Raw genomic sequence first — 22,446 nt, 5'->3', positions numbered from 1 at the left:
TGGCGCCATGAGGGTGGCAGTGAACGCGGCCGACGGTCGGATCAACGGTGCCGCGGTGACTACCCTCGGGTAGGTGACGACGGCGGCGCAGACCGACGAGTTCGAGGCGTTGCGGCCCCACCTCCTGGCGGTCGCGTACCGGTTGACGGGCACCTACGCCGATGCCGAAGACATCGTCCAGGACGCCTGGATCCGGTGGAATGCCAACCGCGGCGAGATCAACGACCTGCGGGCCTGGCTGACCACAGTGGTCAGCCGGCTCGGCCTGGACCGGTTGCGGTCGGCCGCCCATCGGCGCGAGTCCTACGTCGGCGAATGGCTGCCCGAGCCGGTGGTGACGAGGTTCGATCTGACCGGGTCCGGCACCGTCGACCCGTTGACCGCGGTGGTCGCCGGCGAAGACGCGCGGTTCGCGGCGATGGTGGTGCTGGAACGGTTGACGCCGGATCAGCGAGTGGCCTTCGTGCTGCACGACGGTTTCGCTGTGCCGTTCCCCGAGATCGCCGAGGTGCTCGGCGTCAGCCCCGCGGCTGCGCGGCAATTGGCCTCGCGGGCCCGTCGGGCGGTGGCCGACACTCCGCCCGCGGCCCCGGCCGACACGCACAACGAGGTGGCAGGGGCGTTCATGGCGGCCTTGGCCACTGGAGATCTGGAAGCCGTTGTGCGTCTTTTGCATCCGGACGTCACGTTCACCGGCGACTCCAATCGCCGGGCGCCCACGGCCGCGCGGGTCATCCATGGCCCGGACAAGGTGGCCCGGTTTCTGCTCGGGTTGGCGGCGCGCTACGGGCCGAACTGGTTGGCGGAGGCGCAGCTGGCATTGGTCAACGGCGAGCTGGGCGTCTACACCCCGGGTGCACCCGCGGGTGCGGGCTATCCGGAGATGATGCCGCGCGTCACCGCGATGACCATCCGTGACGGGAAGGTCTGTGCGGTATGGGATATCGCCAACCCCGACAAGTTCACCGGTTCTCCACTCCGCGGAGATGCGTTGTGATGCGAGAAGAGCCCGCTTCACCGGCTTCGATCACCTGCATCGAGATCACTCCAGCTGGTCGGCCCACGGCACCCGGCACGCATCCCCCGAGCTGAAGCCCTGCTCGGTGATTCCCAGCGCCGAGTACATCCGCGCCCGCATATTCTCCACGCCGACCTGATACGTCAACTCGAACACGCCGTCGTCGCCGAATCGCTTTCGCAGATCGGCGACTTGCTCGTCGGTCACGGTGTGCGGGTCGGTGGTCATGGCGTCGGCGTAGGCGATCGCAGCGCGCTCGTCATCGGTGAACAGCGGTGAGGTGGCGTACTCGTCTATCGATTTGAGCCGGTCGACATCCAGGTTCTCCAGGCGCATGAGCATCGACCCGAAATCGACACACCACGAGCAACCTACGGTGCGGGCGGTCCAGAACACCGCCAGTTCCCGGACACTGGCCGGCAGTTTCTTCGAACCACTCTGCAGGAGGGTCTCGTGCACCGCGTTGGCGACCAGCAGCCGCGGGTGATGGGCGGCCACCGTGAACGGTTCGGGCACCTCACCGAATTTCCGCTTGGCAACGCGGTACATGATCCGGGTCAGCAGGCCGGCGCGCTTGGGGGTCACAGGGGAGATTCGTGTGGTCATATCAGTCAGACGAGACGACCCGGTGATGTGTGACAGACCGAGTGTGAAGAAGATCGCGAGATTTTCGAGAAATCTCGCGATCTTCTTCACACTCGGCGAAAGGAACTCACCGTGCGAACATCAGGGCGCGTTTGACTTCTTGGATGGCTTGGGTGACTTGGATGCCGCGGGGGCAGGCTTCGGTGCAGTTGAAGGTGGTGCGGCAGCGCCAGACGCCGTCGACTTCGTTGAGAATGTCGAGTCGTTCGGCGGCGGCTTCGTCGCGGGAGTCGAAGATGAATCGGTGGGCGTTGACGATGGCTGCGGGGCCGAAGTAGCTGCCTTCGTTCCAGTAGACGGGGCAGCTGGTGGTGCAGCAGGCGCACAGGATGCACTTGGTGGTGTCGTCGAAGCGGGCCCGGTCGGTGGCGCTTTGGATGCGCTCCTTGGTGGGCGGGTTGCCGCTGGTGATGAGGAACGGTTTGACGGCGCGATAGGCGTCGAAGAACGGTTCCATGTCGACCACGAGGTCCTTTTCCACGGGCAGGCCGCGGATGGGTTCGATGGTGATGGTGAGCGGTTTGCCGGGCTTTTTGGGTAGCAGGTCGCGCATGAGCACTTTGCAGGCCAGTCGGTTGACGCCGTTGACGCGCATGGCGTCGGATCCGCAGACACCGTGGGCGCAGGAGCGTCGGAAGGTCAGGGTGCCGTCGAGGTAGCCCTTGACGTAGAGCAGCAGGTTGAGCAATCGGTCGGTGGGCAGGCACGGCACTCGGAAACTCTGCCAGCCGGCAGCGTCGGGGTTCTCGGGGTTGAACCGGGCGATCTTCAACGTGACCATGACCGCACCCTCGGGGACAGGGGGCAGGGGCGGGTCGCCGGCTTCGGGTTTGTCCACGACTGCTGCGACTGGGGCCATGTCTAGTATTTCCTTTCCATCGGCTCATACCGGGTCTGGACCACTGGCTTGTGGTCCAGCCGGATATCGCTCAACAGGTCAGTGCCTTGTTTGTAGGCCATGGTGTGGCGCATGTAGTTGGTGTCGTCGCGGTTGGGGTAGTCCTCGCGGGCATGTCCGCCGCGGGATTCCTTGCGGTTGAGCGCACCGACCACGGTGACTTCGGCCAGTTCCAGCAGAAAGCCGAGCTCGATGGCTTCCAAGAGATCGCTGTTGTAGCGCTTGCCCTTGTCGTGCACGGTGATGCGGGAGTACCGCTCCTTGAGCGCGTGGATGTCGGTCAGCGCTTGTTTGAGGGTTTCTTCGGTGCGGAACACCGCGGCGTTGTTGTCCATCGACTGTTGCAGCGCGGTGCGGATGTCGGCGACACGTTCGTTGCCGTGTTCGGAGAGGATGTCGCTGACCCAGCCGACCACCATGTCGGCGGGGTTCTCGGGGAGGTCGACAAAGTGGTGGTTGTTGGCGTATTCGGCGGCGGCGATGCCGGCACGGCGACCGAAGACGTTGATGTCGAGCAGTGAGTTGGTACCCAGCCGGTTGGCGCCGTGCACCGAGACGCATGCGCATTCCCCGGCGGCGTAGAGGCCCGGGATGGTGTTGGTGTTGTCGCGCAGTACCTGGCCGTGCACGGTGGTGGGGATCCCGCCCATGACGTAGTGACATGTCGGGTAGACCGGTACCAGTTCGGTGACCGGATCCACGCCGAGGTAGGTGCGGGCGAATTCGGTGATGTCGGGCAGTTTGGCTTCCAGGACGTCGGCGCCGAGGTGGCGTACGTCGATGTAGACGTAGTCCTTGTTGGGGCCTGCGCCGCGGCCTTCGAGCACCTCCAGCACCATCGAGCGGGCGACGATGTCGCGGGGGGCGAGGTCGACGATGGTGGGGGCGTAGCGCTCCATGAAGCGTTCGCCCTCACCGTTGAGTAGCCGGCCGCCCTCACCGCGCACGGCCTCGGAGATCAGGATGCCCAGGCCGGCCAGGCCCGTGGGGTGAAACTGGTGGAATTCCATGTCTTCCAAGGGAAGTCCCTTGCGGAAGATGATACCCAGGCCGTCACCGGTCAGGGTGTGGGCGTTGGAGGTGGTCTTGTACATGCGGCCGGATCCGCCGGTGGCGAACACGATGGCCTTGGCGTGGAAGACATGGATATCTCCCGTCGCCAACTCGTAGGCGATGACGCCGGTGGCCACGGGGCCGGCGAGGGTTTCGGTCAGGGCGACGTCCAGGGCATAGAACTCGTTGAAGAATTCGACATCGTGTTTGACGCAGTTTTGGTAGAGGGTTTGCAGGATCATGTGGCCGGTGCGGTCAGCGGCGTAGCAGGCTCGGCGCACCGGGGCTTTACCGTGGTCGCGGGTGTGTCCGCCGAAGCGACGCTGGTCGATGCGGCCTTCGGGGGTGCGGTTGAAGGGCATGCCCATCTTTTCCAGGTCGAGCACCGCGTCGATGGCTTCCTTGGCCATGATCTCGACGGCGTCCTGGTCGGCGAGGTAGTCCCCACCTTTGACGGTGTCGAAGGTGTGCCATTCCCAGTTGTCTTCTTCGACATTGGCCAGCGCGGCGCACATGCCGCCCTGGGCGGCACCGGTGTGGCTGCGGGTGGGGTAGAGCTTGGTCAGCACCGCGGTGCGCGCGCGGGGGGCTGCCTCGACCGCGGCGCGCATCCCGGCGCCACCGGCGCCGACGATGACGACGTCGTAGCGATGGTGGTGGATCATGCTTTTAACCCCCGATGTTCGCGTCGAAGGTGACCAGGACGTAGGTGCCCAGCACCAGGGTGAATCCGGTTGCCAGTAGCAGCAGTGAATTCAGGTAGAACTTGGTCACGTTCTTGCGCGCGTAGTCGCCGATGATGGTGCGCATCCCGTTGGCACCGTGGATCATCGCCAGCCACAGCAGGGCCATGTCCCAGATCTGCCAGAACGGTGAGGCCCAGCGCTGCGCCACGTAGTTGAAGTCGATCCGGTACACGCCGTCTTGCCACATCAGCATGATGAACAGGTGGCCCAGCGCCAGAAAAACCAGCGCCACACCGGAGAACCGCATGAACAGCCAGGCGTACTTCTCGAAGTACGGAATGCCCCGGGGGCGCCGTGGGGCGCGCGGGTGATCGAGTCCGGCCGGGCGGTCGTGTTCGCGTTCGAGGATCGGCGCGGGCCGGCCCAGGCGGGATTCGCCCGTCCCTGGCGCGCTCATAGGAACCGCTCCACCATATGCATACCGAGAACTCCCAGTCCGGCGATGAGGGCCACAGCGAAGACGCTGACGGCGACGGCGAGCATGTGCCGCTGATAGCGCGGGCCGTACTGCCAGAAGTCGATGAGGATGACGCGGATGCCGTTGAGTGCGTGGAAGAGCACCGCGGCCACCAGGCCCATCTCCATCAACCCGACGATGGGGGTCTTGTAGGTCTCGATGACTGCGTTGTACGCCTCGGGGCTCACCCGGACCAACGCGGTATCCAACACGTGCACGAACAGGAAGAAGAAAATTGTGGCGCCGGTGATGCGATGCAACACCCACGACCACATGCCGGGATCACCGCGATACAACGTCAACCGGCGGGACTTGACCGGGCGCGGAGCCGGCACCTCCGTCTGTGCGCTCATAGGGCCCTCCAACATCATCAGCGGATGTTCGGGACCGGTCTGTCGATTAGCCCCAAACCTCGGGGCGACTCTAAACCCATTTGCACGGGCGAACGAATACGGTGTCGTCGTAAGAAGCCGTGAACATGAGAAAATTAGGCTTACCTATCTACATCGCGCGTCGATGGGGTGGAGGTTTCGGAATGCATTCAGTAGCTGGCCGAGGTTGTTGAATTGGCGCCGAATATCGACTGGAAAGTATTGCGGGACAAGGCGATTTCCGTGTCGCATACCGCTTATGCACCGTATTCGCAATTTTCGGTCGGCGCCGCGGCGCTGGTGGACGATGACCGAATCGTGGCCGGATGCAATGTGGAGAATGTCTCATATGGCCTAGGTCTCTGTGCCGAGTGCGCTGTGGTCTGCGCCCTGCATTCTTCGGGTGGCGGCCGGCTTGTCGCTTTGAGCTGTGTCGGGCCCGACGGAGCGTTGCTGATGCCCTGTGGGCGCTGCCGGCAGGTGCTGTTGGAGCATGGCGGGCCGGGGCTGTTGATCGATCACCCCCGTGGTCCACGCCGGCTCGCAGAGTTGCTTCCCGACGCGTTCGGACCCGAGGATCTCGCCCGCTCGGGGCGCCGCCCCCCGCAGGCGTGATGTCAAGCATGTCAACGGCTCTGGCCTGGGCGTGGCTCACCGGTCCCGAAACAGCCAAAGGGGTAACACCAGTCCGCCTGTCGCGGCGGCGCCGGCCGCGATCGAAAACGCCACGGTAAAGCCGGTGTTGACGCCGGCGGGGGCAGTGCAGCCGGCCAGTACCGCTGCTGCGATCTGCCCGCCCAGCGCGCCGCCGACGGTGCGCGCCACCGTGTTCAGTCCGTTGGCGCTCCCGCTTTGTGTCGGCGGGCAGGCCGCATTGACCATCCGGGGCAGCGCCGACATCGCCAAGCCCCAGCCGAGACTCGCGATCGCGTAGTCCAGCACCGCGTGCCATACCGATCCGTGCGCGACGGCCAACAGAGCGGTGCCGATCGCCCCGCACAACAGTCCGGCGGCCAGTGGCGTACGCACCCCGAACCGGTTGGCGAGGCCAGGAGCAGCCCAGCTGGCCGGCATCGTCAACAGCGTTCCGGGCACCAACACGAGTGCCGCGCCTGTCACCGATAGTCCGAACCCGTCGTTGCCCGTGGGGAGTTCGGCCAGTTTGGGTAGGGCCACGTACACCGCGAACTGGTTCACGCCGAGCAGCAGCCCGCCCAGATGTGCTGCCGTCAGAGGCGGTTTGGTGAGCAGTGCCAGGTCCACGACGGGGTGGGCGACCCGTTGCTCCACGGTGACAAACACTGCGAGCACCGCCACCGCCGCGCCGAACAATCCGAGTACCCGGGCCGAAGCCCACCCCCATGCCGGTCCCTGGGTGATGGCGAGCAACAGGGCCAGCAGGCCGACCGTCATCAAGGCTGTGCCCCACAGGTCGAGCCGGCCGGGGTGGCGTCCGCGACTCTCCGGGATCCATCGCGCCGTCATGATCAGCGCAATCAACACGGGAACGGCTCCGATTACGAACAGCCACCGCCACGATGCATGGTCGACCACCAGGCCGCCCACCAGCAGGCCCACCCCGGCGGTGCCGCTCACGAGCCCGGACGCCGCGGCCAGGCCACCGTGCACCCGCGCTGCGGGCAGCGCCTCGCGCAGGATTGCGAACGTCAGCGGCAGCAGGGTGAGGCTGACGCCCTGCACGGCCCGGCATGCGATGAGCGTGCCGATGTTCGGCGCCGCGACCGCCGCGAGCGTGGCGGCCAGGAAAATCGTGAGCATCCCCAGCAGCACCCGGCGCTTGCCGAACCGGTCGCCGATCCGGCTCGCGACGGGGGTGATGACCGCGCTGGCCAGCAGCATGGCCGACAGCACCGCCCACGACGCTGCTGCGGTGGTCGTCTTCAGATCGCGTTGCAATACGCCGATGGTGGGCACCAGCATGGTCTGCAGGAGCCCGTATGAGACGACGACTGTGCACATCGCCGTGAGGACGCGCCGCGAACCGCCCCGCCGGGCGGCCTCGGATGCGGCATGCTGGCGGGCGATGACGTCCATGGATCTCCTCGAACAGGTGTTTCCGACATGTGCGAACGCTGTTCGCATCTGCGGTAACCGTAACGCGAACGCTGTTCGCGTCGGGGCCTACCTATGACGCCGCCGCTGAACAAGGACTCGATTGTCGCGGCGGCGCGCCGTATCGCCGACCGGGACGGTCCGGCCGAGCTGACGCTGCGGCGGATCGCAGGCGAACTGGGCACCGGCGCGGCCTCGCTCTACCGGCACATCGCCGACCGACAGGAACTACTTCTCCTACTCGTCGAAGACCTGGTGGCCGGTTACCCGATGATCGACACTGTCGGAGTCGCCCCGGTGGAGGCGGTGGTCCGGCAGTGGCAGGCCATGTACGACTACCTGGTTGCGCACCCGTGGAGCGGACCCGTCATCGCCGACGGCGACTACGCGCTGTCGTCGGCGAAACCGATCGCCGACCATTGCGTGGCGTTGCTGCGCGCGGCGGGCCTCGACGACGTGGCCACGCAACGCACGTACCGCGCGGCGTGGCGGTTGATGATCGGCCACCTGACCTGCCGGCATCCGTTCGGGCATCTGCAGGGCGCTCCACCCGAACGGGACGATTTCGACTGGGCCCTGCGGGCGTTGCTGCGGGGTGCGCTGGTGGGGTGAGCGGCTAGGATTTGCGCCATCGACGCGCCCACCATCATCCGAACCAAACGCGACGGCGGAGTGCTGTCGGACGCCGCCATCGACTGGATCATCGACGGCTATACGCATGGCCGTGTCGCCGACGAACAGATGTCGGCACTGCTGATGGCGATCTTCCTACGCGGCATGACGCCGGCTGAGATCACCCGCTGGACCGCGGCGATGGTGGCGTCGGGCGAGCGGTTCGACTTCACCGATCTGCGCCGGGCCGGTAAACCGCTCGCGCTGGTGGACAAGCATTCGACCGGCGGCGTCGGCGACAAGATCACCATTCCGCTGGTGCCCGTGGTGTTGGCGTGCGGAGGCGCGGTGCCGCAGGCCGCCGGGCGCGGCCTCGGGCACACCGGCGGCACGCTCGACAAACTGGAGGCCATCCCCGGCTTCACCGCCGAGCTGTCCAAAGACCGTATCCGCCAACAGCTTTGCGATGTGGGGGCGGCCATCTTCGCCGCCGGCGAGCTGGCGCCGGCCGACCGCAAGATCTATGCCCTGCGCGACGTCACGGCCACCACGGAATCGCTGCCGCTCATCGCGAGTTCGGTGATGAGCAAGAAACTCGCCGAGGGCGCCGAGGCGCTCGTGCTCGACGTCAAGGTGGGCCGCGGCGCGTTCCTCAAGACCGAGGCCGAATCGCGGCAGCTGGCCCGCGCGATGGTCGACCTCGGAAACGCGTACGGGGTGCCGACCCGGGCCTTGCTGACCGATATGGACCGGCCGCTGGGGCGCACTGTCGGCAACGCCGTCGAGGTGGCCGAGTCATTGGAGGTGCTGGCCGGTGGTGGGCCCTCCGACGTGGTCGAACTGACGTTGGCACTGGCCGCCGAGATGCTCGACGCCGCAGGCATCGAAGGGGTTGATCCTGCCGCCACGCTGCGCGACGGGTCGGCGATGGACCGATTTCGGGAACTGGTGAGGGCCCAGGGCGGCGACCTGTCCCGGCCGCTGCCGATCGGCAGGGCAACCGAGACCGTCACGGCAACCCGCGGCGGCGTGATGGGCGACATCGACGCGATGGGCGTGGCGATGGCTGCCTGGCGGCTCGGCGCCGGCCGCGCCCACCCGGCAGACCCCGTGCAGGCCGGCGCCGGGGTGCGGATTCATCGCAGACCCGGCGAGCCGGTGGCCGCCGGTGAGGTCGTGTTCACGCTCTACACCGACACACCGGATCGGCTGGGTACGGCGCTGGCCGAGCTCGACGGCGCCTGGGGTGTCTGTGATTCCGCGCCGGGGCCGCCGCCGCTGATCATCGACCGAATCGACCGACCGCAGCGCTGATCCATCGCCTCACGACGCGTAGAGCCGCGTGATGGCGTCGACGAGATTGTCGAGCCCGGCGGGGCGATCGTCGTGTCGCCACTTCGCGCAGTCTCGGTGTTGTGACGTTCACTGAAATTCGCCCGCGAGGGGTGTTCTCGCGGGCGAATTCCACTGAGTTGCCGAGTGTCACACGATCGGCGCCGGCTCGTCCTTCATGAACTGACGCAGGACGTTGCCCGTGATGCGGGAGACATTGTTGTCGTAGTTGTTGTGCGACAGGCTCCCGAGATAAGAGATCGACGAAGCGCTGAACATTCCGCCGCCGTTGGCCGTGGAGAAGTACGTCATGTCGGCACGAACCAGCGGATGCTCGCCGCCGTTCATCCCCGGATGTGGGAATGACTTGTCCTCCGGCACCACGGTGTAGACGACGCTGTGCTCGACCGAACTTGCAAGGACTGCGGTATTGGGCGGTGTACCGAGCGACAGGTCGTAGCGGTCCAGCTCGTAGCCTGCTGCGCCGCCGCCGACCAGGCCGAAGTCGCCGATCGTCTCGCCCTCCTCGATCCCCTCTAATATCCAGGAAACACGCGGATCCGTACTGTCGGGCATCTGAACGAAGTAGCCCGAATGATCAAAGCCGTAACTGCTCATTCCGGTGCCCCAAATCTTCTGCGTGGCGCGAGCGCGACGACGGAACCGGCCGCCGCGCTCACCCGTCGTGCTGTGGTGGGACTCACCCGGAGGCGCCGCCCAGGCGGTCACGCCAAGCTCCTTACGCACCTCCATCACCCACGGTTTCTCCGGATGAAATGACACGATCCAGTACAGGCCGTTGGCGCCGAGGTACATTCCACGACCGCCATCGGCGAGATAGTCCTCCCACGCATCGGCATTCGCAGTGGTGTAGTACTCCGGATGAGACCCCGTGAGCACAACGTTGTAGCGCTGCAGCAGGTCGACGCCCTGCTCGTTGAGGTCGTGCTCGGTCGCCACGTCGTACTCGAAGCCTTGCGCATTGAGCCAATCGACGAGGTGCAAGTCGGCGGGCAGCTCCCAGATCGACCCGAATCCCTGGCGATGCCGTGGCCGCAAGTTCAATATCGGACGGCGCCAGGAGGTGTACTGGACGCCGCGTCCGTCGACATGGCCGTCATAGGTGGACAGGCCGTAGAAACTCAGGTTCTCGTGCAACTCCACATCACGCTCGTTCAGAACGGGAACGTGCCCGGCCACCGCCTGCCCGATATCAGCCTTGTGCATGATCTGCTCGTTGGCGTAGGCGAGATAGCTGCATGTGCTCACCAAGAGGAGGATCTTCGCGGTTGCGGTGCCGCGCGGCGGCAGGACGAAGAAGGGAATATGGTCTTCCGCCTCACCCATCCGGATGCGAATCGCGTAGAAGTCACTTCGCAGCCCGTCGGGAATGGTGAAGGTGAAGTCGCGGTCCCAGCGGCAGTCGTCGAGCGAGTCCTCGTGGAACCACAGCGCTCCGTACTGCTCGGGGCAATGGACGAAGTTCTCTTCGTGGCTGTCCCAGTTCCAGCCGGTGACACCGCGGTCGGGTTGGTTGACGCAGAGCCCGTGCCGGCCATGACCCGAGACGTCCTCGACATGGTCGGTAGGGATGCCGTTCGGTCCGATGCCCGCCGAGAAGTCCCAGTGCGCAAGCCGTGCTTCGGCTTTCACGATCTCGCCGGTCGCCAGGGCTGTCGCGTCCGCAGCGTCGAGCACCGTGTCGTAGACCTTGGGTGCATCGATCTTGCCGTTGTACATAGCTGTGCACCAGGTGCGACCCCGCTCCGTGTGGCCGCCTTCGGCCAGGCCCGCGATGAGCACGGGGACCTGACCATCGTCCGGGCGGATACTTGTGGCCGCGGACACCGCGGTATCCGAATTGAGCGGCACGACAAGTCCGAAGCGGCTGTTGACCCGATTGACTACCGAGGTCTGATGGAGGGCAAGCTCCATGCGGTCGGGATCGAACGTCGCGGCAATGGAATACCAGACCTCCTGAAAGAGCGGGCGATCGCTGACCACCCGATCGATTCGACCGCTGCCGTCGCCGATCATGAACACCACATAGCCATCGTCGATGGCCAGTGCCCAGCCGCTCTTCGCGCTGTCATTCCACCGGGAGACCAGGCCCTGGCGCCCACGGGTCGGGGTGGTGGACCACAAAAACGTATGGACCGAGAATCCACCGGATGGATGCAGAGCCACCGCGTCCGACGCCTCGACATAGCTGCCGAACTGCGTCCGCTGAAAGCGCGCCGGATATCGACCTCGAATCGTGGAATCCACAACCTCTTCTTTGTACCCCGGACCTTCCGGGTGAACGTCGCCGTGGATCAGTCGGACCACCTCGGCATCGTATTCGCCAGGTTCGTCCGCCGACACATAGAAATTCAGATCTTCACCGGGCGCCGCGCTCATGTTGTCGCAGTACCCACGGATAAAGGTCGTCGTCATTCGATTAATCCCTTTCAGGCCTCGCCGTTGAGAACATCGTTGATTCGTTGGAGGAACACTCCGTGCAGGGCGGCCTCTTCGGTATCGAAGTGAGGCTCGTCCAAGATGACCGGACGTGTTCCAAATTCTCCGACAACGGCGATGCGATAATCGCGCCACGGCTCCACCGTGTAGATGTAGTATTTGCCGAGCGTCGGTTGCATACGGAAATAGTTGTGGATTCGTTGCAGATATGGGCTGGGATGGTTGCGGTAACCGAAAGGATTTAGCGCATGCTCGGCAATGATCTCCGGATGCTCTCGTACGATGCGAGCGATCTCCTCGCGTCGGTGTCGATTGAAGTACTCGAGCCAGTCGATATTTCTATCTCGATAGTCGGCGGGATCGCGAACGGCGCCGACGCCGGTTTTTGGCATGGATGTCTCCTCAGAGGGTTGTAGGGGTTTTCAATGACAGGCGCGTGATACGCCTAGACCTGTTTTCGGCGAGGGGAAGCTACAGATCTCTAGGTGAGCGTGGTATGGCGCGCGAGATCACGCAGATCTATGAGACCCTCACTCCACGCGGCGGCCGAGAGGGCTGTACGGCTGCGCACGCCGGTCTTGTCGAAGATGTTCTCCAGGTGTCGGCGTACTGTTCCGGTCCGCACGCCCAGTTGGGCCGCAATCTGCACGTTCGTCATGCCATGGGCGGTGAGGGAGCACACCTCGATCTGCCGGTCGGTCAGCTTGTACGGCAGATCGAGCGGACGATGCAGCACCGTCCATCCGTAGCTGCACTTGACAAGTTCGACCTGCTGCGGCTCGTCGTCATCCAGAAACCAGCAGCGCCGCGGGAATCGGTCGATGAGCATCGTGATCCCGTCATCACGGGACGGCCTGGCGACCGCCGGCTTGGCTAATCGGTGCAGTCGCTGATGTATCCCCGAGCCAGAGCAGAGGGCCGATCCAGGGACTGCATGCTCAGTACCGTCGGGTGAGATGAGCGCGGCGCAGGTGCCGTCCGGCCACCGCCGCAGAATATCGCGGGGTTCCCTCCATGCATCCACGACGGGTGCCAGCATAGGCGAAATATCACAAAGCGCTTGGAGTGCGGAAGAATTCGGCCATTCAAGCTTCTCTGTACTCACGTGGATATTTCCGACATATCTGTTGTCGTGGGTCGTGAGATACCAGCTGGCGCCGCCTGAATAACCCGCGGGAAGCCAGTAGTTGATAGCCGAGGTGGTTTTCGAATAATCGAAGCCGGTGGTCTCCCAGCTGAAGTAGGGACGGCCCGTCGACACAATCCAGCGGTAGGCGGGATCAACCTGGAGATACGACTCATCAAGGTAACGCACCGTGCTCTCGTCGTAACCGGCGGAGGCGATCGAGCGATGTTGCTGGGCGACGGGATCATAGGTGGACAACGAGATGCCTACCCAAGGGATCAGCGGACGCAGAAGTTCCGCGACCTCGGCAGCGAGCTCGACGCTCGCGCGATTCTCCATGACGGTTGCGGCTACCTCGGCGACAGCACGTCGGCTCGGCGAGGCCAGACTGTCCAGCGCTTCAAGTCCATTCATGCGATCGACCCTAGAGTTAGATGTGATGTAAGTCATATTTGACTCTAGGGGTGGCCTCCGTTCCCGTCCATGTGTCAGGTGACGCACGACCACCAGGCATCTTCGATTCGATCAGGCGACCCGGCAACACCGGACCGACGGTGTTGGCCACCCCGACGATGTCGCCCTAGCTTGGTGTTCTCGAAGAACCATCGGACGTTGGCGGTGCTCACGTTCAGGATCCGTGGCTGGTGGGCGTGCCGTTCTCGCCCATCGAGATCGGCATGGTCTTGACGACCGCGCGGTTGCGCCGAATGGTCAGCGTCTTGGTGTTGTCGTCCGGGGTCGCGATGACCTCGTCGCCGATGGTGAAGTGATTGGCGACGGCGTGGTTTCGTCTGCACAGTTGCACCGCGGTCGCGGATGATGGACGAATGAATACGCCACTGACTCTCGACACGATCCGCCACGCCCCCAAGGCCTTGCTGCACGATCACCTCGACGGTGGCCTGCGCCCGGGCACAGTGCTCGATCTTGCCGGTCAGTTCGGGTACGAAGACCTACCCGCCACCGAAGTCGACGAGCTGGCGACGTTCTTCCGCACCGCCGCGCACAGCGGCTCGCTGGAGCGTTATTTGGAGCCGTTCGCCCACACCGTCGGCGTCATGCAGACCCCGGAGGCGCTGTACCGGGTCGCCTACGAATGCGTCGAGGATCTCGCCGCCGACAACGTGGTCTATGCCGAGGTCAGGTTCGCGCCGGAACTGCACATCGACCGCGACTTGTCCCTGGATGCGGTCGTCGACGCGGTGCTGGCCGGTTTCGCCGACGGCGAGAAGGCCGCTGCGTCCGAGGGGCGCACCATCACAGTCCGGTGCCTGGTCACCGCGATGCGGCATGCCGCAAGATCCCGGGAGATCGCCGAACTGGCCATCCGGTTTCGCGACAAAGGTGTGGTGGGCTTCGATATCGCCGGGGCCGAGGCCGGTTATCCACCGTCGCGGCACCTCGACGCATTCGAGTACATGCGAAGCAACAACGCCCGCTTCACCATTCACGCGGGGGAGGCGTTCGGGTTACCGTCCATCCATGAGGCGATTGCGTTCTGCGGGGCCGACCGGCTCGGTCACGGCGTGCGCATCGTCGATGACATCACTCAGCTCGACGACGGTACCCAGAAACTCGGACGGCTGGCAGCGATCCTGCGGGACAAGCGAATTCCGCTGGAGATGTGCCCGAGCAGCAACGTGCAGACCGGGGCTGCGCCGTCCGTCGCCGAGCATCCGTTCGACCGGCTGGCCCGGCTGCGGTTCCGGGTCACCGTCAACACCGACAACCGATTGATGAGCGACACCACCATGACCCAGGAGATGACCCGCCTTGTCGACGCCTTCGGCTACGGCTGGAGCGACCTGGAGCGCTTCACCATCAATGCGATGAAGTCCGCGTTCATCCCGTTCGACGAGCGGTTGGCCATCATCGACGAGGTGATCAAGCCGCGCTACGCGGTGCTGGTGGGCTGAGCGGTGTTGGTGGGCTGAGCTCTCAGCCGCAGATCTACTCAGGCCGCAGCCGCGACTCGACGAAGCGCTCCAGCGTCTCCCACTGCTCGACCGCATCAGCGTAGGGCGCTGCCGGGGCCTTCACCTTGTCCGGGTCGAGCACGTGCCCGACAAACTTGCCCAGCGGCGTGGTGGTGGCGAGGGTCTCCTCGACGGTCTTGTCCTCGGCGTAGTCGCTGACGTCGCGCAGCAGTTCGACCGCGAGCTCGAGCTGATCGTGGTCGATCGCATCGGGCCCGTCGGCGATGTCGTCGGAGATTCCGCTGAGCACGTAGACGTTCTCGTCGGAGACATCCACCCGCAGCGATCCGTCGGTGGCGGCGGTGCGGATGTCGTCGTAGGTGGCCAGATCGGACAGATCGTGGTCATGCTCGTCGGCCAGGTAGCGGGCCAGCGCACGTTCCGAGCTGAACACACTGATACGGCCGTTGCGGCCCAGGAAAACCGGTTCGTCGTCGAGGTAGCAGCGCAGCGTGTACACCGTGCCGGACCGCGTCATCAGCCGCACCGGGTCGATACCGACCTTCACCCAGAAGTCCTCGTCGCCGCCCAGCACGGCGTCGGTTTCCTCTTCCTCCTCGGGCTCGTCCGCCTCGTCGGCCTGAGCCTCGTCAGCCTCGGTCTCCTCGACCTGGGTCTCGTCCTCGTCGGGTTCCGGTGCGGGCTCGTCGAGTTCCTTTTCGGCCTTCTTCACCGCGTCGGTGTCGACGTCCTCGGGGATCGTGACGATCTCGTCGATGGCGTCGAGCACATTGTCCCAGCCACGGGCGATGACCGCTTCGATCTCGCCCCAGCGCTTGCGCCCGCTGCGACCGGTGAATTCGTCGAGGCCGCCGCCGAGGCTGCTGAGCACCGGGTTGCCGTTGAAGAACTTGCTGATCGCTGCCAGCTCACACACCGAGCCGATCGACGACACGATCGCCAGCGTCCGGTGCAGGCTGGCCACCGACTCCTCGGAGGGCTTGTCGGCCACCAACTCCGGTACCCCGACGATGTCGTACCGCCGGTCCTCGGCCGGATCGAACCTGTGTGCCGAGGCCTCGGTCAACTTCTCCCACGCCGGGTGATCGCTCAGGTCGTTGTCGGTATCGGTGCGCACGAAGGCGACCAGGTCGGCGACCGACTCGAAGGCGAACAGGTCTTCGTCGTCGCCGAGGAACGCCTCCCATTCGTCACCGGCGTCCCGCCACCGCGGAGCCCACAGGGTGTAGAGGTCGCCCTTGGTCAGTGCCAGCCGAACCGGCACGATGTCAGCAGCCATGCGGCACAGCCTAACGGCGCACCCTGACGGGTTGTCAGGTCGTCTCCGGTTGGTCGCCGAACTCCGCCGCGAGGTCATCGAGCAGCCGCCGGCGTCGGTTCACCGCATCGGCCCCGTCACGCAGTGCGCTCAGGTCGTCACCGGCCCGCGCGAGCGTCTCGAGGAAGGCCCTGGCTCGGGCCATCGTTGCGGCAAAGTCAGGCGGTGGGGCGGAAGAACCCATGGAAGCCCTGGCCGGCGTTGGTGGTTCGGATCGGGGAAAGCTGGACCGGGTCACCCGCCTCGATCATGGTCGAATCACCGACGATCATCGCCACGTGGCCGTCCCACACCGCGAGGTCGCCGGGCCGCAGCGCATCCCCCGAAACCGCGGCGCCGACATCCTGTTCCTGCGCCAGGCGGGGAATCTCCAGCCCCGCTTCGTGATACGCCCACTGGGTCAGGCCGCTGCAGTCCAGGCCGACGCCGGGGGCGGTGCCGCCCCAGCGGTACGGCACGCCGAGCTGGGTCAACGCGTTGCGCACGGCGTTGGCTGCGACCGCGTTCGGAGCCAACGCGGTGCTGCCGTCTGGCAGTCGCACCGCCACCCCTTCGCCGAACACGCCGGGATCACGCCCGCCGAGAGCCGCCTCGGGCGTCGAGCCGGCTGGACCGCCGAAACGGTGCCGGCCGGCCAGCGCGGCCAGCTGGCCCGTCATACCGGCCAGGGAGCCCAGACCCGACGGCGCCGACCCTGCCGACGGCGCGAGACCTGATGACGCACCGAAGCCCGACGGCATGCCGAAACCGCTCTGAGTCGAGGCGGAGCCCGCCGGAACGGTCGCAGCGGGCAGCGCCGGACCAGCGGCGCTGACCGCCGCGGCATGGTCGTCCAATTGAGCCCGCAACTCGTCAACCACGGTGATGGCCTCCCGCAGGGCGTCGTGCGCTTCGGCAAGCAGCGCCTCGGCCACCCCGGGCTCCGCGAGGCGGGTTTCCAATGCCGCAGCCCGGGTCTGGAAGCCGTCCACGATGGCTCGCAGTCGGGACGCCGCCGACTGCACCGCAGCGCCGGCCTGGCGTGCGGCGGTGCCCAGCGTTTCAGCGTGGTCGGCGAGCGCGTCCGCCGTCGCAGCGGCGCCGGCTGCTGACCGTTCGGCAGCCTCGGCCGCCATGCCCGACCAATCGCCTGCGGCCGCCCACGAACGGCGGGAAGCGGCGGCCACGGCGCCGAGCGCATCGCGTACTTCGGCGATCGCCGTATCGGGACCGGCAAGCGTCGACCATCCCGGGCCGACCAGCGCCTGCACTTCACGTAGCGGCGCGATCAGCGCGCTGACCAGTGCGCTCGGCATTGCTACACCCTGGGTAGCAGTTCGGCGGCACGGTCGCCCGCGGCGTCCAACCATCCGGCGGTTCGGGCCGCGGCCACGCCGGTGGCCCTGGTGTCCTCGCCCAGCGCAGCGATCGCTGCCGACTGGTCGGTGAGGGCTTGGCGGAACGCGGCCGAGAAGTCTGCGCCGACCGGTCCGAGAGCCGACGCGGAGGCATCGACCGTACGCAGCAGCGCTGCGGCAGCGGTGAGATCGGCGGCGTGCATGGCGTACGCGCCGCCGAGAGCACGGATCAGGGCGGTATCGGCGAACATGTCGTTTATGACGCCCGCCGGCGCCGATCGGTTCCGTCTCGATTGCGGGACCGTCTAAGGTCGGCCGATGGACGTCCGTGTCGTCGAGCACCCACTGGCCGCTGCCCGGCTGACGACCCTGCGCGACGAGCGCACCGACAATGCGGCGTTTCGTGCGGCGCTACGCGACCTGACGCTGATGCTGGTCTATGAAGCCACCCGCGACGCACCGTGCGAACAGATCCCGGTGCGTACCCCGCTGGCCGACACCACCGGTTCGCGGCTGGCCAACCCACCACTGCTGGTGCCGGTGCTGCGTGCCGGCCTCGGCATGGTCGACCAGGCGCACGCGCTGATCCCGGAGGCTCAGGTGGGTTTCGTCGGGATGGCGCGGGATGAAACGACACAGCGACCCATTCCTTACCTGGCGTCCCTGCCCGACGACCTGAGCGACCGGGCGGTGTTGGTACTCGACCCGATGCTGGCCACCGGAGGGTCGATGGCGTACACCATTGGATTGCTGCAGGCCCGCAACGCCGTCGACATCACCGCGGTGTGCGTGGTGTGTGCACCGGAAGGTATTGCGGCGCTGGAGAAGATCGCTCCCGGCATCCGGCTGGTCGCTGCGACCATCGACGACGGTCTCAACGAGATCGCCTACATCGTCCCGGGTCTCGGCGACGCGGGGGACCGCCAGTTCGGTCCTCGGTAGCCGTTACCAGAGCGCGGCGGCCGCGATGAGTTCGTCGCTGAGTGTGTTCGCGCGTGCCCGGGCCAGGGTCAGGTCGTCGGTGGGGGCACACCGAACTTCGGTGTAGGACTTGAGTTTCGGCTCGGTTCCCGAGGGGCGCACAACAACGCGCACCGTGGTCCGATCGTCACCGCCGGTGAGGATCAGCGCATCGGTACGTTGCTCACCGGGCCGGTCCAGGAGATCGTCGACGACGACCGGAAAGCCTGCGAGATCGGTCGGTGGCGTGGCTCGCAGTCGCGACATGGCGTCGCCGGCGTCCTCGACCGGCCGAGGCACCGCGCCCGTCACGTGCACGCCGTGTCGCCGGGCCAGGGCGTCGAGCGCATCGGTGACCGTGCGGCCCTGATCACGCAGTGCGACGACCAGATCGCAAAACAGGGCCGCGGCGCTGATGCCGTCCTTGTCGCGCACCGCCGCCGGGTCGACGCAGTACCCGATGGCCTCCTCGTAGGCGTAGGCGAGCGTGGCGCCCGGACCGCCGGCCCGCGCCAGCCACTTGAATCCCGTCAGCGTCTCGGCGTGGTGGGCACCGTGTGCGGCGGCGATCTCGGCCAGCATGCGCGATGACACCACGGTGCTGGCCACCACGGTGGCCTCGCTGACCGGCCCCGGTTCCACCTGGGACAAGATGTAATCGCCGAGCAGCCAACCGGTTTCGTCGCCGGACAACATGCGCCAGCCGGTGGCCGTGGGGATCCCGACGGCACACCGGTCGGCATCGGGATCCAGTGCGATCGCGACGTCGGCAGACACCTCGGCGGCCAGCGTGAGCAGAGCGTCGGTGGCTCCCGGTTCCTCGGGGTTGGGGAACGCCACGGTCGGGAAATCCGGGTCGGGAGTGAACTGGCTCTCGACCACGTGGACGTCGTCGAACCCGGCCAGGGCCAGGGCGTCGAGCGCAAACTCGCCGCCCACCCCGTGCAGCGGCGTCAGGGCCACCCGCACCGAGCCCGTGGTGTGACGCACGTGCGCAACCCGCTCCAGGTAGTGCCGAATCTCTTTGAGTCCGCCGGTTTCCACGGTTACCCGGGGAATCTCGTCGGCGTATGGTGCCCGCGCAACGATCTCCTCGATCTCGCGGTCGGTGGGGGAGATGATTTGCATACCGCCGTCGGCGAATACCTTGTAGCCGTTGTCCGACGGCGGGTTGTGTGATGCGGTGATCTGAATTCCCGCCGTCGCCCCCAGGTGGCGCACGGTGAATGCCACCACCGGTGTGGGCACCGCGGCCAGCATCAGCATCACCCGAAACCCTTGGGCAGCAAGGACTTCAGCTGCAGCGAGCGCGAATTCGTCGGACCGGTGCCTGGCGTCGCGGCCCACCACCACCTGCGTTTCCCCGGGGCTGAAGGCATTTCCCTCGTGTCCCTCGTGTGCGAGATGCCGCTTGAGCACTTGTGCCACCGCCCAGGTGGTCCGCAGCACCACGGCCAGGTTCATCGCGTCGGGTCCACCGCGTACCGGCCCGCGCAGCCCTGCCGTACCGAACGTCAACGGATGAGCGAATCGCCGTTCCAGCTCCTCGGGATCGCACGCGGCCAATTCCGCAGCCGTTTGTGGGTCCGGGTCATGAGCGATCCAATTCTGCACAACCGCCGAAATCGCCGATTGGGTCATGGAGCAAGTGTGCCCGCTTTTGCGTCGGCGTACGCGATCTTGCGGAGTACTGGTGCCACGAGCGCGAGCAGCCCCAGCTCGAGTTCGGTGAGGTTGTCATGCATCGCGGCGTGCAACCAGGCATCGCGTTCGGCCCGGTCGATCTGTAGTAGCTCACCGCCCTGTGCGGTGAGCTCGATGAGTTGGCGCCGCCGGTCGTGGGGGTCGGGGCGTCGGGTGATCAGTTGGCGGTTCATCAGTTCGTTGATGCCGTCGGTCAGTGACTGCACCCGCACCTGCATCCGCGCACCGAGCTCGGCGGGCGTGGTGGTCCCGGCGCGACCGATCTCGCCGAGTAGCTGGAGCTGGAGCTGGCTGAGTGTCAGACCGTGGTCGGGACGGTGCCTGCGCATCTGTCGCGCGACCGCCATCATCGATTCCCGCAGCTCGGTGGCGGTGCTGTCCTGTGTCGGTGCCCCGGGGGCCGTGGACGTTATTCCAACCATAAGCAAGTTATACCTTGGTAAATCTCACACCGCATCAGAAGATCATACTGGTTGTCGCTGTGATTTAATCAGTTAGTACTTGGGATTATCTGATATGGAGGGTGGATGCGGCCATTGTTGCGCTGGGTCGTTCTGGTGACACTGACCGTGGCCACCACCATTGCACTCACCGTCATCGGTATCCCGTCGGCCGGACTGTTCGCCGCACTGGTGGTCGGTATCGCACTGGCACTGACCTGCTCGGCCCCGGCACGGTTATCCCGACATGGCGGATTGGCAGCACAGGGTGTGCTCGGCGTTTACATCGGCACCATGGTTCGGCCGGAGGCTGTTGACGCGCTGCGGCCCGACTGGCTGATCGTGTTGACGGTCGCGGTGGGCACGCTGTTACTCAGTGTCGTCGCCGGAGCGCTGCTCGGCTTGCATCGCGACATCAGCCCGCTGACGGGTTCGCTGGCGTTGGTGGCCGGTGGGGCATCCGGGCTGGTGGCCATCGCCCGCGAACTCGGCGGCGATGAGCGCGTGGTAGCAGTGGTGCAGTATCTGCGGGTGGCGCTGGTGACCGCGACGATTCCGGTCATGGTGACCGTGTTCTATCACGCCGACAGGTCGCACCCAGGCGTGTCGCCGACCCAAACCGATCCGGCCCCTTGGCCTCTGAGCCTCGTCATGCTGGCGGTGCTGGTCGTGGTGGGAGCTGCTGCGGGCCGGCTGGTCCGGCTGCCCGGCGCGGGGCTGCTCGGGCCCCTCGCGCTGACGATCGTGCTGCAACTCACCGGTTTGCCGTTCGGTCTGACCGTGCCGATGGTGCTGGTGCAGGTGGCCTACATGCTGATCGGGTGGCAGGCCGGGCTGTCCTTCACCTTGGCTTCGATGCGCGCGATAGGCCGAGCCCTGCCGCTGGCGCTCGTGCTGATCCTGGCGTTGGGCGCAGGCACCGCCTGCCTCGGCGCCGTGCTCGCGAAAGTCACCGGCATCACCCAGTTGGAGGGTTACCTCGCGACAAGTCCGGGCGGTGTGTACGCCGTGCTGGCGACTGCCGTGGAAACGGGGTCCAACGTGACCTTCATCATCGCGGTCCAGGTGGTGCGCATGTTGCTCATGCTGTTCGCGGCGCCACTGATGGCCCGGGCGCTTGCCAAGGTCAGCGGTCAGAGACGCGCGATCACCCCGGCCAGCAGGGAGCCCATCCGGGTTGCGCACTGACGGCCGGCCTCCAGCACTTCTTCGTGGCTGAGCGGCTGGCCCGTCATCCCCGCAGCCAGGTTGGTCACCAGCGACACGCCCAGAACCTGCGCTCCGGCGGCCCTGGCGACGATTGTCTCGTGCACGGTCGACATGCCAACCAGATCGGCGCCGAGCGTGCGCAGCATCCGGATCTCGGCCGGGGTCTCGTAGTGCGGTCCGGGCAGACCCGCGTAGACGCCGTCGGTCAGCGTCGGGTCGATCTCACGGGCGATATCGCGCAGGCGCGGCGAGTAGGCGTCGACCAAGTCGACGAACTGTGCCCCGACCAGCGGCGACCGTGCGGTCAGGTTGAGGTGGTCACTGATCAGCACGGGTTGACCGACCTGGTAGTCGGCCCGCAGGCCACCGGCGGCATTGGTCAGCACCACGGTGTGCACCCCGGTCGCGATCGACGTGCGCACCGGGTGCACGACGTGCTGCAGGTCGTGCCCCTCGTAGGCGTGGATACGGCCGACGAGCACCAGGACTCGGTGGGCACCGATGCGGACCGACAGCACCTGTCCACCGTGTCCGGTGGCGCTCGGCGGGGTGAATCCGGGTAGCTCGGCCATCGGCACGACGGCGACCGGGTCGCCGAGTTCGGCGACCGCGGGCGCCCAGCCGGAGCCCAGCACCACCGCGACGTCGTGGTGGTCGACGCCGGTGCGCTCGGCGATGGCTTCTGCGGACGCGAGGAGCAAATCGGCTTCTGCGGACGCGAGGAGCAAGTCTTGTTCTGCGGAGGCATAG

At 66.2% G+C, this 22,446-nt stretch carries 22 protein-coding genes and 2 pseudogenes; 7 read left to right on the top strand and 17 right to left on the bottom strand.

Going from position 1 to position 22,446, the window contains the following annotated elements; genetic code table 11:
* Positions 1 to 73: 73 nt before the first annotated feature.
* A complete protein-coding gene (locus H276_RS0111560) occupies positions 74 to 997 on the top strand; it encodes a sigma-70 family RNA polymerase sigma factor (protein WP_019971471.1) in 924 nt (307 codons plus the stop codon).
* A gap of 45 nt (positions 998 to 1,042) precedes the next feature.
* On the opposite strand, the pseudogene H276_RS0111555 reads toward H276_RS0111560, so the two are convergent.
* The 5 genes and pseudogenes from H276_RS0111555 to sdhC form a co-directional block, all read right to left on the bottom strand.
* Positions 1,043 to 1,639: pseudogene (locus H276_RS0111555) on the bottom strand (carboxymuconolactone decarboxylase family protein); the annotation flags it as partial.
* A 91-nt stretch (positions 1,640 to 1,730) separates the two neighbouring features.
* Positions 1,731 to 2,522 carry a succinate dehydrogenase iron-sulfur subunit gene (locus H276_RS0111550; protein WP_019971469.1) on the bottom strand — a complete coding sequence of 264 codons (792 nt, stop codon included), beginning with the start codon at positions 2,520 to 2,522 and terminating at the stop codon, positions 1,731 to 1,733.
* Positions 2,523 to 2,524: 2 nt separating this feature from the next.
* Positions 2,525 to 4,279 (bottom strand): succinate dehydrogenase flavoprotein subunit, encoded by a 1,755-nt coding sequence (gene sdhA / locus H276_RS0111545; protein WP_019971468.1) that lies wholly within the window; start codon positions 4,277 to 4,279, stop codon positions 2,525 to 2,527.
* A gap of 4 nt (positions 4,280 to 4,283) precedes the next feature.
* The gene (locus H276_RS0111540; protein ID WP_018601659.1) at positions 4,284 to 4,757 is read right to left on the bottom strand and encodes a succinate dehydrogenase hydrophobic membrane anchor subunit; all 474 of its coding nucleotides are present in this window, start codon (positions 4,755 to 4,757) and stop codon (positions 4,284 to 4,286) included.
* Positions 4,754 to 5,170 (bottom strand): succinate dehydrogenase, cytochrome b556 subunit, encoded by a 417-nt coding sequence (gene sdhC / locus H276_RS0111535; protein ID WP_019971467.1) that lies wholly within the window; start codon positions 5,168 to 5,170, stop codon positions 4,754 to 4,756. Before sdhC ends, H276_RS0111540 begins: the two co-directional genes overlap by 4 nt.
* A 213-nt stretch (positions 5,171 to 5,383) precedes the next feature.
* Between sdhC and H276_RS0111530 the strand changes: the two genes are divergently transcribed.
* The gene (locus H276_RS0111530) at positions 5,384 to 5,803 is read left to right on the top strand and encodes a cytidine deaminase (RefSeq protein WP_026356873.1); all 420 of its coding nucleotides are present in this window, start codon (positions 5,384 to 5,386) and stop codon (positions 5,801 to 5,803) included.
* Between the two features lie 36 nt (positions 5,804 to 5,839).
* On the opposite strand, the gene H276_RS0111525 is transcribed toward H276_RS0111530, so the two are convergent.
* Complete coding sequence (locus H276_RS0111525) at positions 5,840 to 7,243, bottom strand: MFS transporter (RefSeq protein WP_019971465.1); 1,404 nt, start codon at positions 7,241 to 7,243, stop codon at positions 5,840 to 5,842.
* Between the two features lie 93 nt (positions 7,244 to 7,336).
* On the opposite strand from H276_RS0111525, the gene H276_RS0111520 reads away from it, so the two are divergent.
* A complete protein-coding gene (locus tag H276_RS0111520; protein ID WP_019971464.1) occupies positions 7,337 to 7,873 on the top strand; it encodes a helix-turn-helix domain-containing protein in 537 nt (178 codons plus the stop codon).
* Between the two features lie 9 nt (positions 7,874 to 7,882).
* The gene (locus H276_RS0111515; RefSeq protein WP_196807896.1) at positions 7,883 to 9,187 is read left to right on the top strand and encodes a thymidine phosphorylase; all 1,305 of its coding nucleotides are present in this window, start codon (positions 7,883 to 7,885) and stop codon (positions 9,185 to 9,187) included.
* 168 nt (positions 9,188 to 9,355) lie between these two features.
* On the opposite strand, the gene H276_RS0111510 is transcribed toward H276_RS0111515, so the two are convergent.
* From H276_RS0111510 to H276_RS24060, 4 genes and pseudogenes are all read right to left on the bottom strand, one after another.
* Entirely contained in the window at positions 9,356 to 11,641 is a 2,286-nt protein-coding gene (locus tag H276_RS0111510; RefSeq protein ID WP_026356871.1) for a N,N-dimethylformamidase beta subunit family domain-containing protein, read from the bottom strand.
* 14 nt (positions 11,642 to 11,655) lie between these two features.
* Positions 11,656 to 12,057, bottom strand: coding sequence for a hypothetical protein (locus H276_RS0111505; protein WP_019971461.1), 402 nt, complete (start codon positions 12,055 to 12,057; stop codon positions 11,656 to 11,658).
* A gap of 89 nt (positions 12,058 to 12,146) precedes the next feature.
* A complete protein-coding gene (locus H276_RS0111500) occupies positions 12,147 to 13,241 on the bottom strand; it encodes a helix-turn-helix transcriptional regulator (RefSeq protein WP_081625446.1) in 1,095 nt (364 codons plus the stop codon).
* Positions 13,242 to 13,323: 82 nt separating this feature from the next.
* Positions 13,324 to 13,569: pseudogene (locus H276_RS24060) on the bottom strand (hypothetical protein); the annotation flags it as partial.
* Positions 13,570 to 13,618: 49 nt separating this feature from the next.
* On the opposite strand from H276_RS24060, the gene H276_RS0111490 reads away from it, so the two are divergent.
* Positions 13,619 to 14,707, top strand: a complete 1,089-nt coding sequence (locus H276_RS0111490) for an adenosine deaminase (RefSeq protein ID WP_019971458.1) — start codon at positions 13,619 to 13,621, stop codon at positions 14,705 to 14,707.
* A 34-nt stretch (positions 14,708 to 14,741) separates the two neighbouring features.
* Here H276_RS0111490 and H276_RS0111485 read toward each other — a convergent pair whose 3' ends face one another.
* Genes H276_RS0111485 through H276_RS0111470 form a run of 4 tightly spaced genes read right to left on the bottom strand, consistent with a single transcriptional unit; the run spans position 14,742 to position 17,634 of the window.
* Positions 14,742 to 16,007 (bottom strand): hypothetical protein, encoded by a 1,266-nt coding sequence (locus tag H276_RS0111485; RefSeq protein WP_019971457.1) that lies wholly within the window; start codon positions 16,005 to 16,007, stop codon positions 14,742 to 14,744.
* A 34-nt stretch (positions 16,008 to 16,041) separates the two neighbouring features.
* Positions 16,042 to 16,191 (bottom strand): hypothetical protein, encoded by a 150-nt coding sequence (locus H276_RS22880; protein ID WP_019971456.1) that lies wholly within the window; start codon positions 16,189 to 16,191, stop codon positions 16,042 to 16,044.
* Positions 16,192 to 16,204: 13 nt separating this feature from the next.
* Positions 16,205 to 17,341: a C40 family peptidase gene (locus H276_RS0111475; protein WP_019971455.1), complete on the bottom strand. Its 1,137-nt coding sequence runs from the start codon at positions 17,339 to 17,341 to the stop codon at positions 16,205 to 16,207.
* 2 nt (positions 17,342 to 17,343) lie between these two features.
* Entirely contained in the window at positions 17,344 to 17,634 is a 291-nt protein-coding gene (locus H276_RS0111470; protein ID WP_019971454.1) for a hypothetical protein, read from the bottom strand.
* A 67-nt stretch (positions 17,635 to 17,701) separates the two neighbouring features.
* On the opposite strand from H276_RS0111470, the gene upp reads away from it, so the two are divergent.
* Entirely contained in the window at positions 17,702 to 18,325 is a 624-nt protein-coding gene (gene upp, locus H276_RS0111465) for a uracil phosphoribosyltransferase (RefSeq protein ID WP_019971453.1), read from the top strand.
* Positions 18,326 to 18,328: 3 nt separating this feature from the next.
* Here upp and H276_RS0111460 read toward each other — a convergent pair whose 3' ends face one another.
* Both H276_RS0111460 and H276_RS0111455 read right to left on the bottom strand, forming a co-directional pair.
* On the bottom strand, positions 18,329 to 19,984 hold the full coding sequence (locus H276_RS0111460) for a phospho-sugar mutase (protein WP_019971452.1): 1,656 nt from the start codon (positions 19,982 to 19,984) through the stop codon (positions 18,329 to 18,331).
* Positions 19,981 to 20,469, bottom strand: a complete 489-nt coding sequence (locus H276_RS0111455; RefSeq protein WP_019971451.1) for a MarR family transcriptional regulator — start codon at positions 20,467 to 20,469, stop codon at positions 19,981 to 19,983. Before H276_RS0111455 ends, H276_RS0111460 begins: the two co-directional genes overlap by 4 nt.
* Before the next feature lie 105 nt (positions 20,470 to 20,574).
* Here H276_RS0111455 and H276_RS0111450 point away from each other — a divergent pair, with 105 nt between their 5' ends.
* Positions 20,575 to 21,675, top strand: a complete 1,101-nt coding sequence (locus H276_RS0111450; protein ID WP_019971450.1) for an AbrB family transcriptional regulator — start codon at positions 20,575 to 20,577, stop codon at positions 21,673 to 21,675.
* On the opposite strand, the gene H276_RS0111445 is transcribed toward H276_RS0111450, so the two are convergent.
* Complete coding sequence (locus H276_RS0111445) at positions 21,621 to 22,424, bottom strand: purine-nucleoside phosphorylase (RefSeq protein WP_051111423.1); 804 nt, start codon at positions 22,422 to 22,424, stop codon at positions 21,621 to 21,623. The genes H276_RS0111450 and H276_RS0111445 overlap by 55 nt on opposite strands.
* Positions 22,425 to 22,446 lie beyond the last annotated feature (22 nt).

It is taken from the genome of Mycobacterium sp. 141, from assembly GCF_000382405.1.
Taxonomy (GTDB): Bacteria; Actinomycetota; Actinomycetes; order Mycobacteriales; family Mycobacteriaceae; genus Mycobacterium.
This window is presented reverse-complemented; position numbering and strand designations above follow the sequence as displayed.

Excerpts from the sequence above, each read along its gene's own strand:
- H276_RS0111550 (WP_019971469.1), bottom strand. The coding sequence starts at position 2,522 with ATGGCCCCAGTCGCAGCAGTCGTGGACAAACCCGAAGCCGGCGACCCG.
- sdhA (WP_019971468.1), bottom strand. The coding sequence starts at position 4,279 with ATGATCCACCACCATCGCTACGACGTCGTCATCGTCGGCGCCGGTGGC.
- H276_RS0111540 (WP_018601659.1), bottom strand. The coding sequence starts at position 4,757 with ATGAGCGCGCCAGGGACGGGCGAATCCCGCCTGGGCCGGCCCGCGCCG.
- sdhC (WP_019971467.1), bottom strand. The coding sequence starts at position 5,170 with ATGAGCGCACAGACGGAGGTGCCGGCTCCGCGCCCGGTCAAGTCCCGC.
- H276_RS0111525 (WP_019971465.1), bottom strand. The coding sequence starts at position 7,243 with ATGGACGTCATCGCCCGCCAGCATGCCGCATCCGAGGCCGCCCGGCGG.
- H276_RS0111520 (WP_019971464.1), top strand. The coding sequence starts at position 7,337 with ATGACGCCGCCGCTGAACAAGGACTCGATTGTCGCGGCGGCGCGCCGT.
- H276_RS0111510 (WP_026356871.1), bottom strand. The coding sequence starts at position 11,641 with ATGACGACGACCTTTATCCGTGGGTACTGCGACAACATGAGCGCGGCG.
- H276_RS0111505 (WP_019971461.1), bottom strand. The coding sequence starts at position 12,057 with ATGCCAAAAACCGGCGTCGGCGCCGTTCGCGATCCCGCCGACTATCGA.
- H276_RS0111500 (WP_081625446.1), bottom strand. The coding sequence starts at position 13,241 with ATGACTTACATCACATCTAACTCTAGGGTCGATCGCATGAATGGACTT.
- H276_RS0111490 (WP_019971458.1), top strand. The coding sequence starts at position 13,619 with ATGAATACGCCACTGACTCTCGACACGATCCGCCACGCCCCCAAGGCC.
- H276_RS0111485 (WP_019971457.1), bottom strand. The coding sequence starts at position 16,007 with ATGGCTGCTGACATCGTGCCGGTTCGGCTGGCACTGACCAAGGGCGAC.
- H276_RS22880 (WP_019971456.1), bottom strand. The coding sequence starts at position 16,191 with ATGGCCCGAGCCAGGGCCTTCCTCGAGACGCTCGCGCGGGCCGGTGAC.
- H276_RS0111475 (WP_019971455.1), bottom strand. The coding sequence starts at position 17,341 with ATGCCGAGCGCACTGGTCAGCGCGCTGATCGCGCCGCTACGTGAAGTG.
- H276_RS0111470 (WP_019971454.1), bottom strand. The coding sequence starts at position 17,634 with ATGTTCGCCGATACCGCCCTGATCCGTGCTCTCGGCGGCGCGTACGCC.
- upp (WP_019971453.1), top strand. The coding sequence starts at position 17,702 with ATGGACGTCCGTGTCGTCGAGCACCCACTGGCCGCTGCCCGGCTGACG.
- H276_RS0111460 (WP_019971452.1), bottom strand. The coding sequence starts at position 19,984 with ATGACCCAATCGGCGATTTCGGCGGTTGTGCAGAATTGGATCGCTCAT.
- H276_RS0111455 (WP_019971451.1), bottom strand. The coding sequence starts at position 20,469 with ATGGTTGGAATAACGTCCACGGCCCCCGGGGCACCGACACAGGACAGC.
- H276_RS0111450 (WP_019971450.1), top strand. The coding sequence starts at position 20,575 with ATGCGGCCATTGTTGCGCTGGGTCGTTCTGGTGACACTGACCGTGGCC.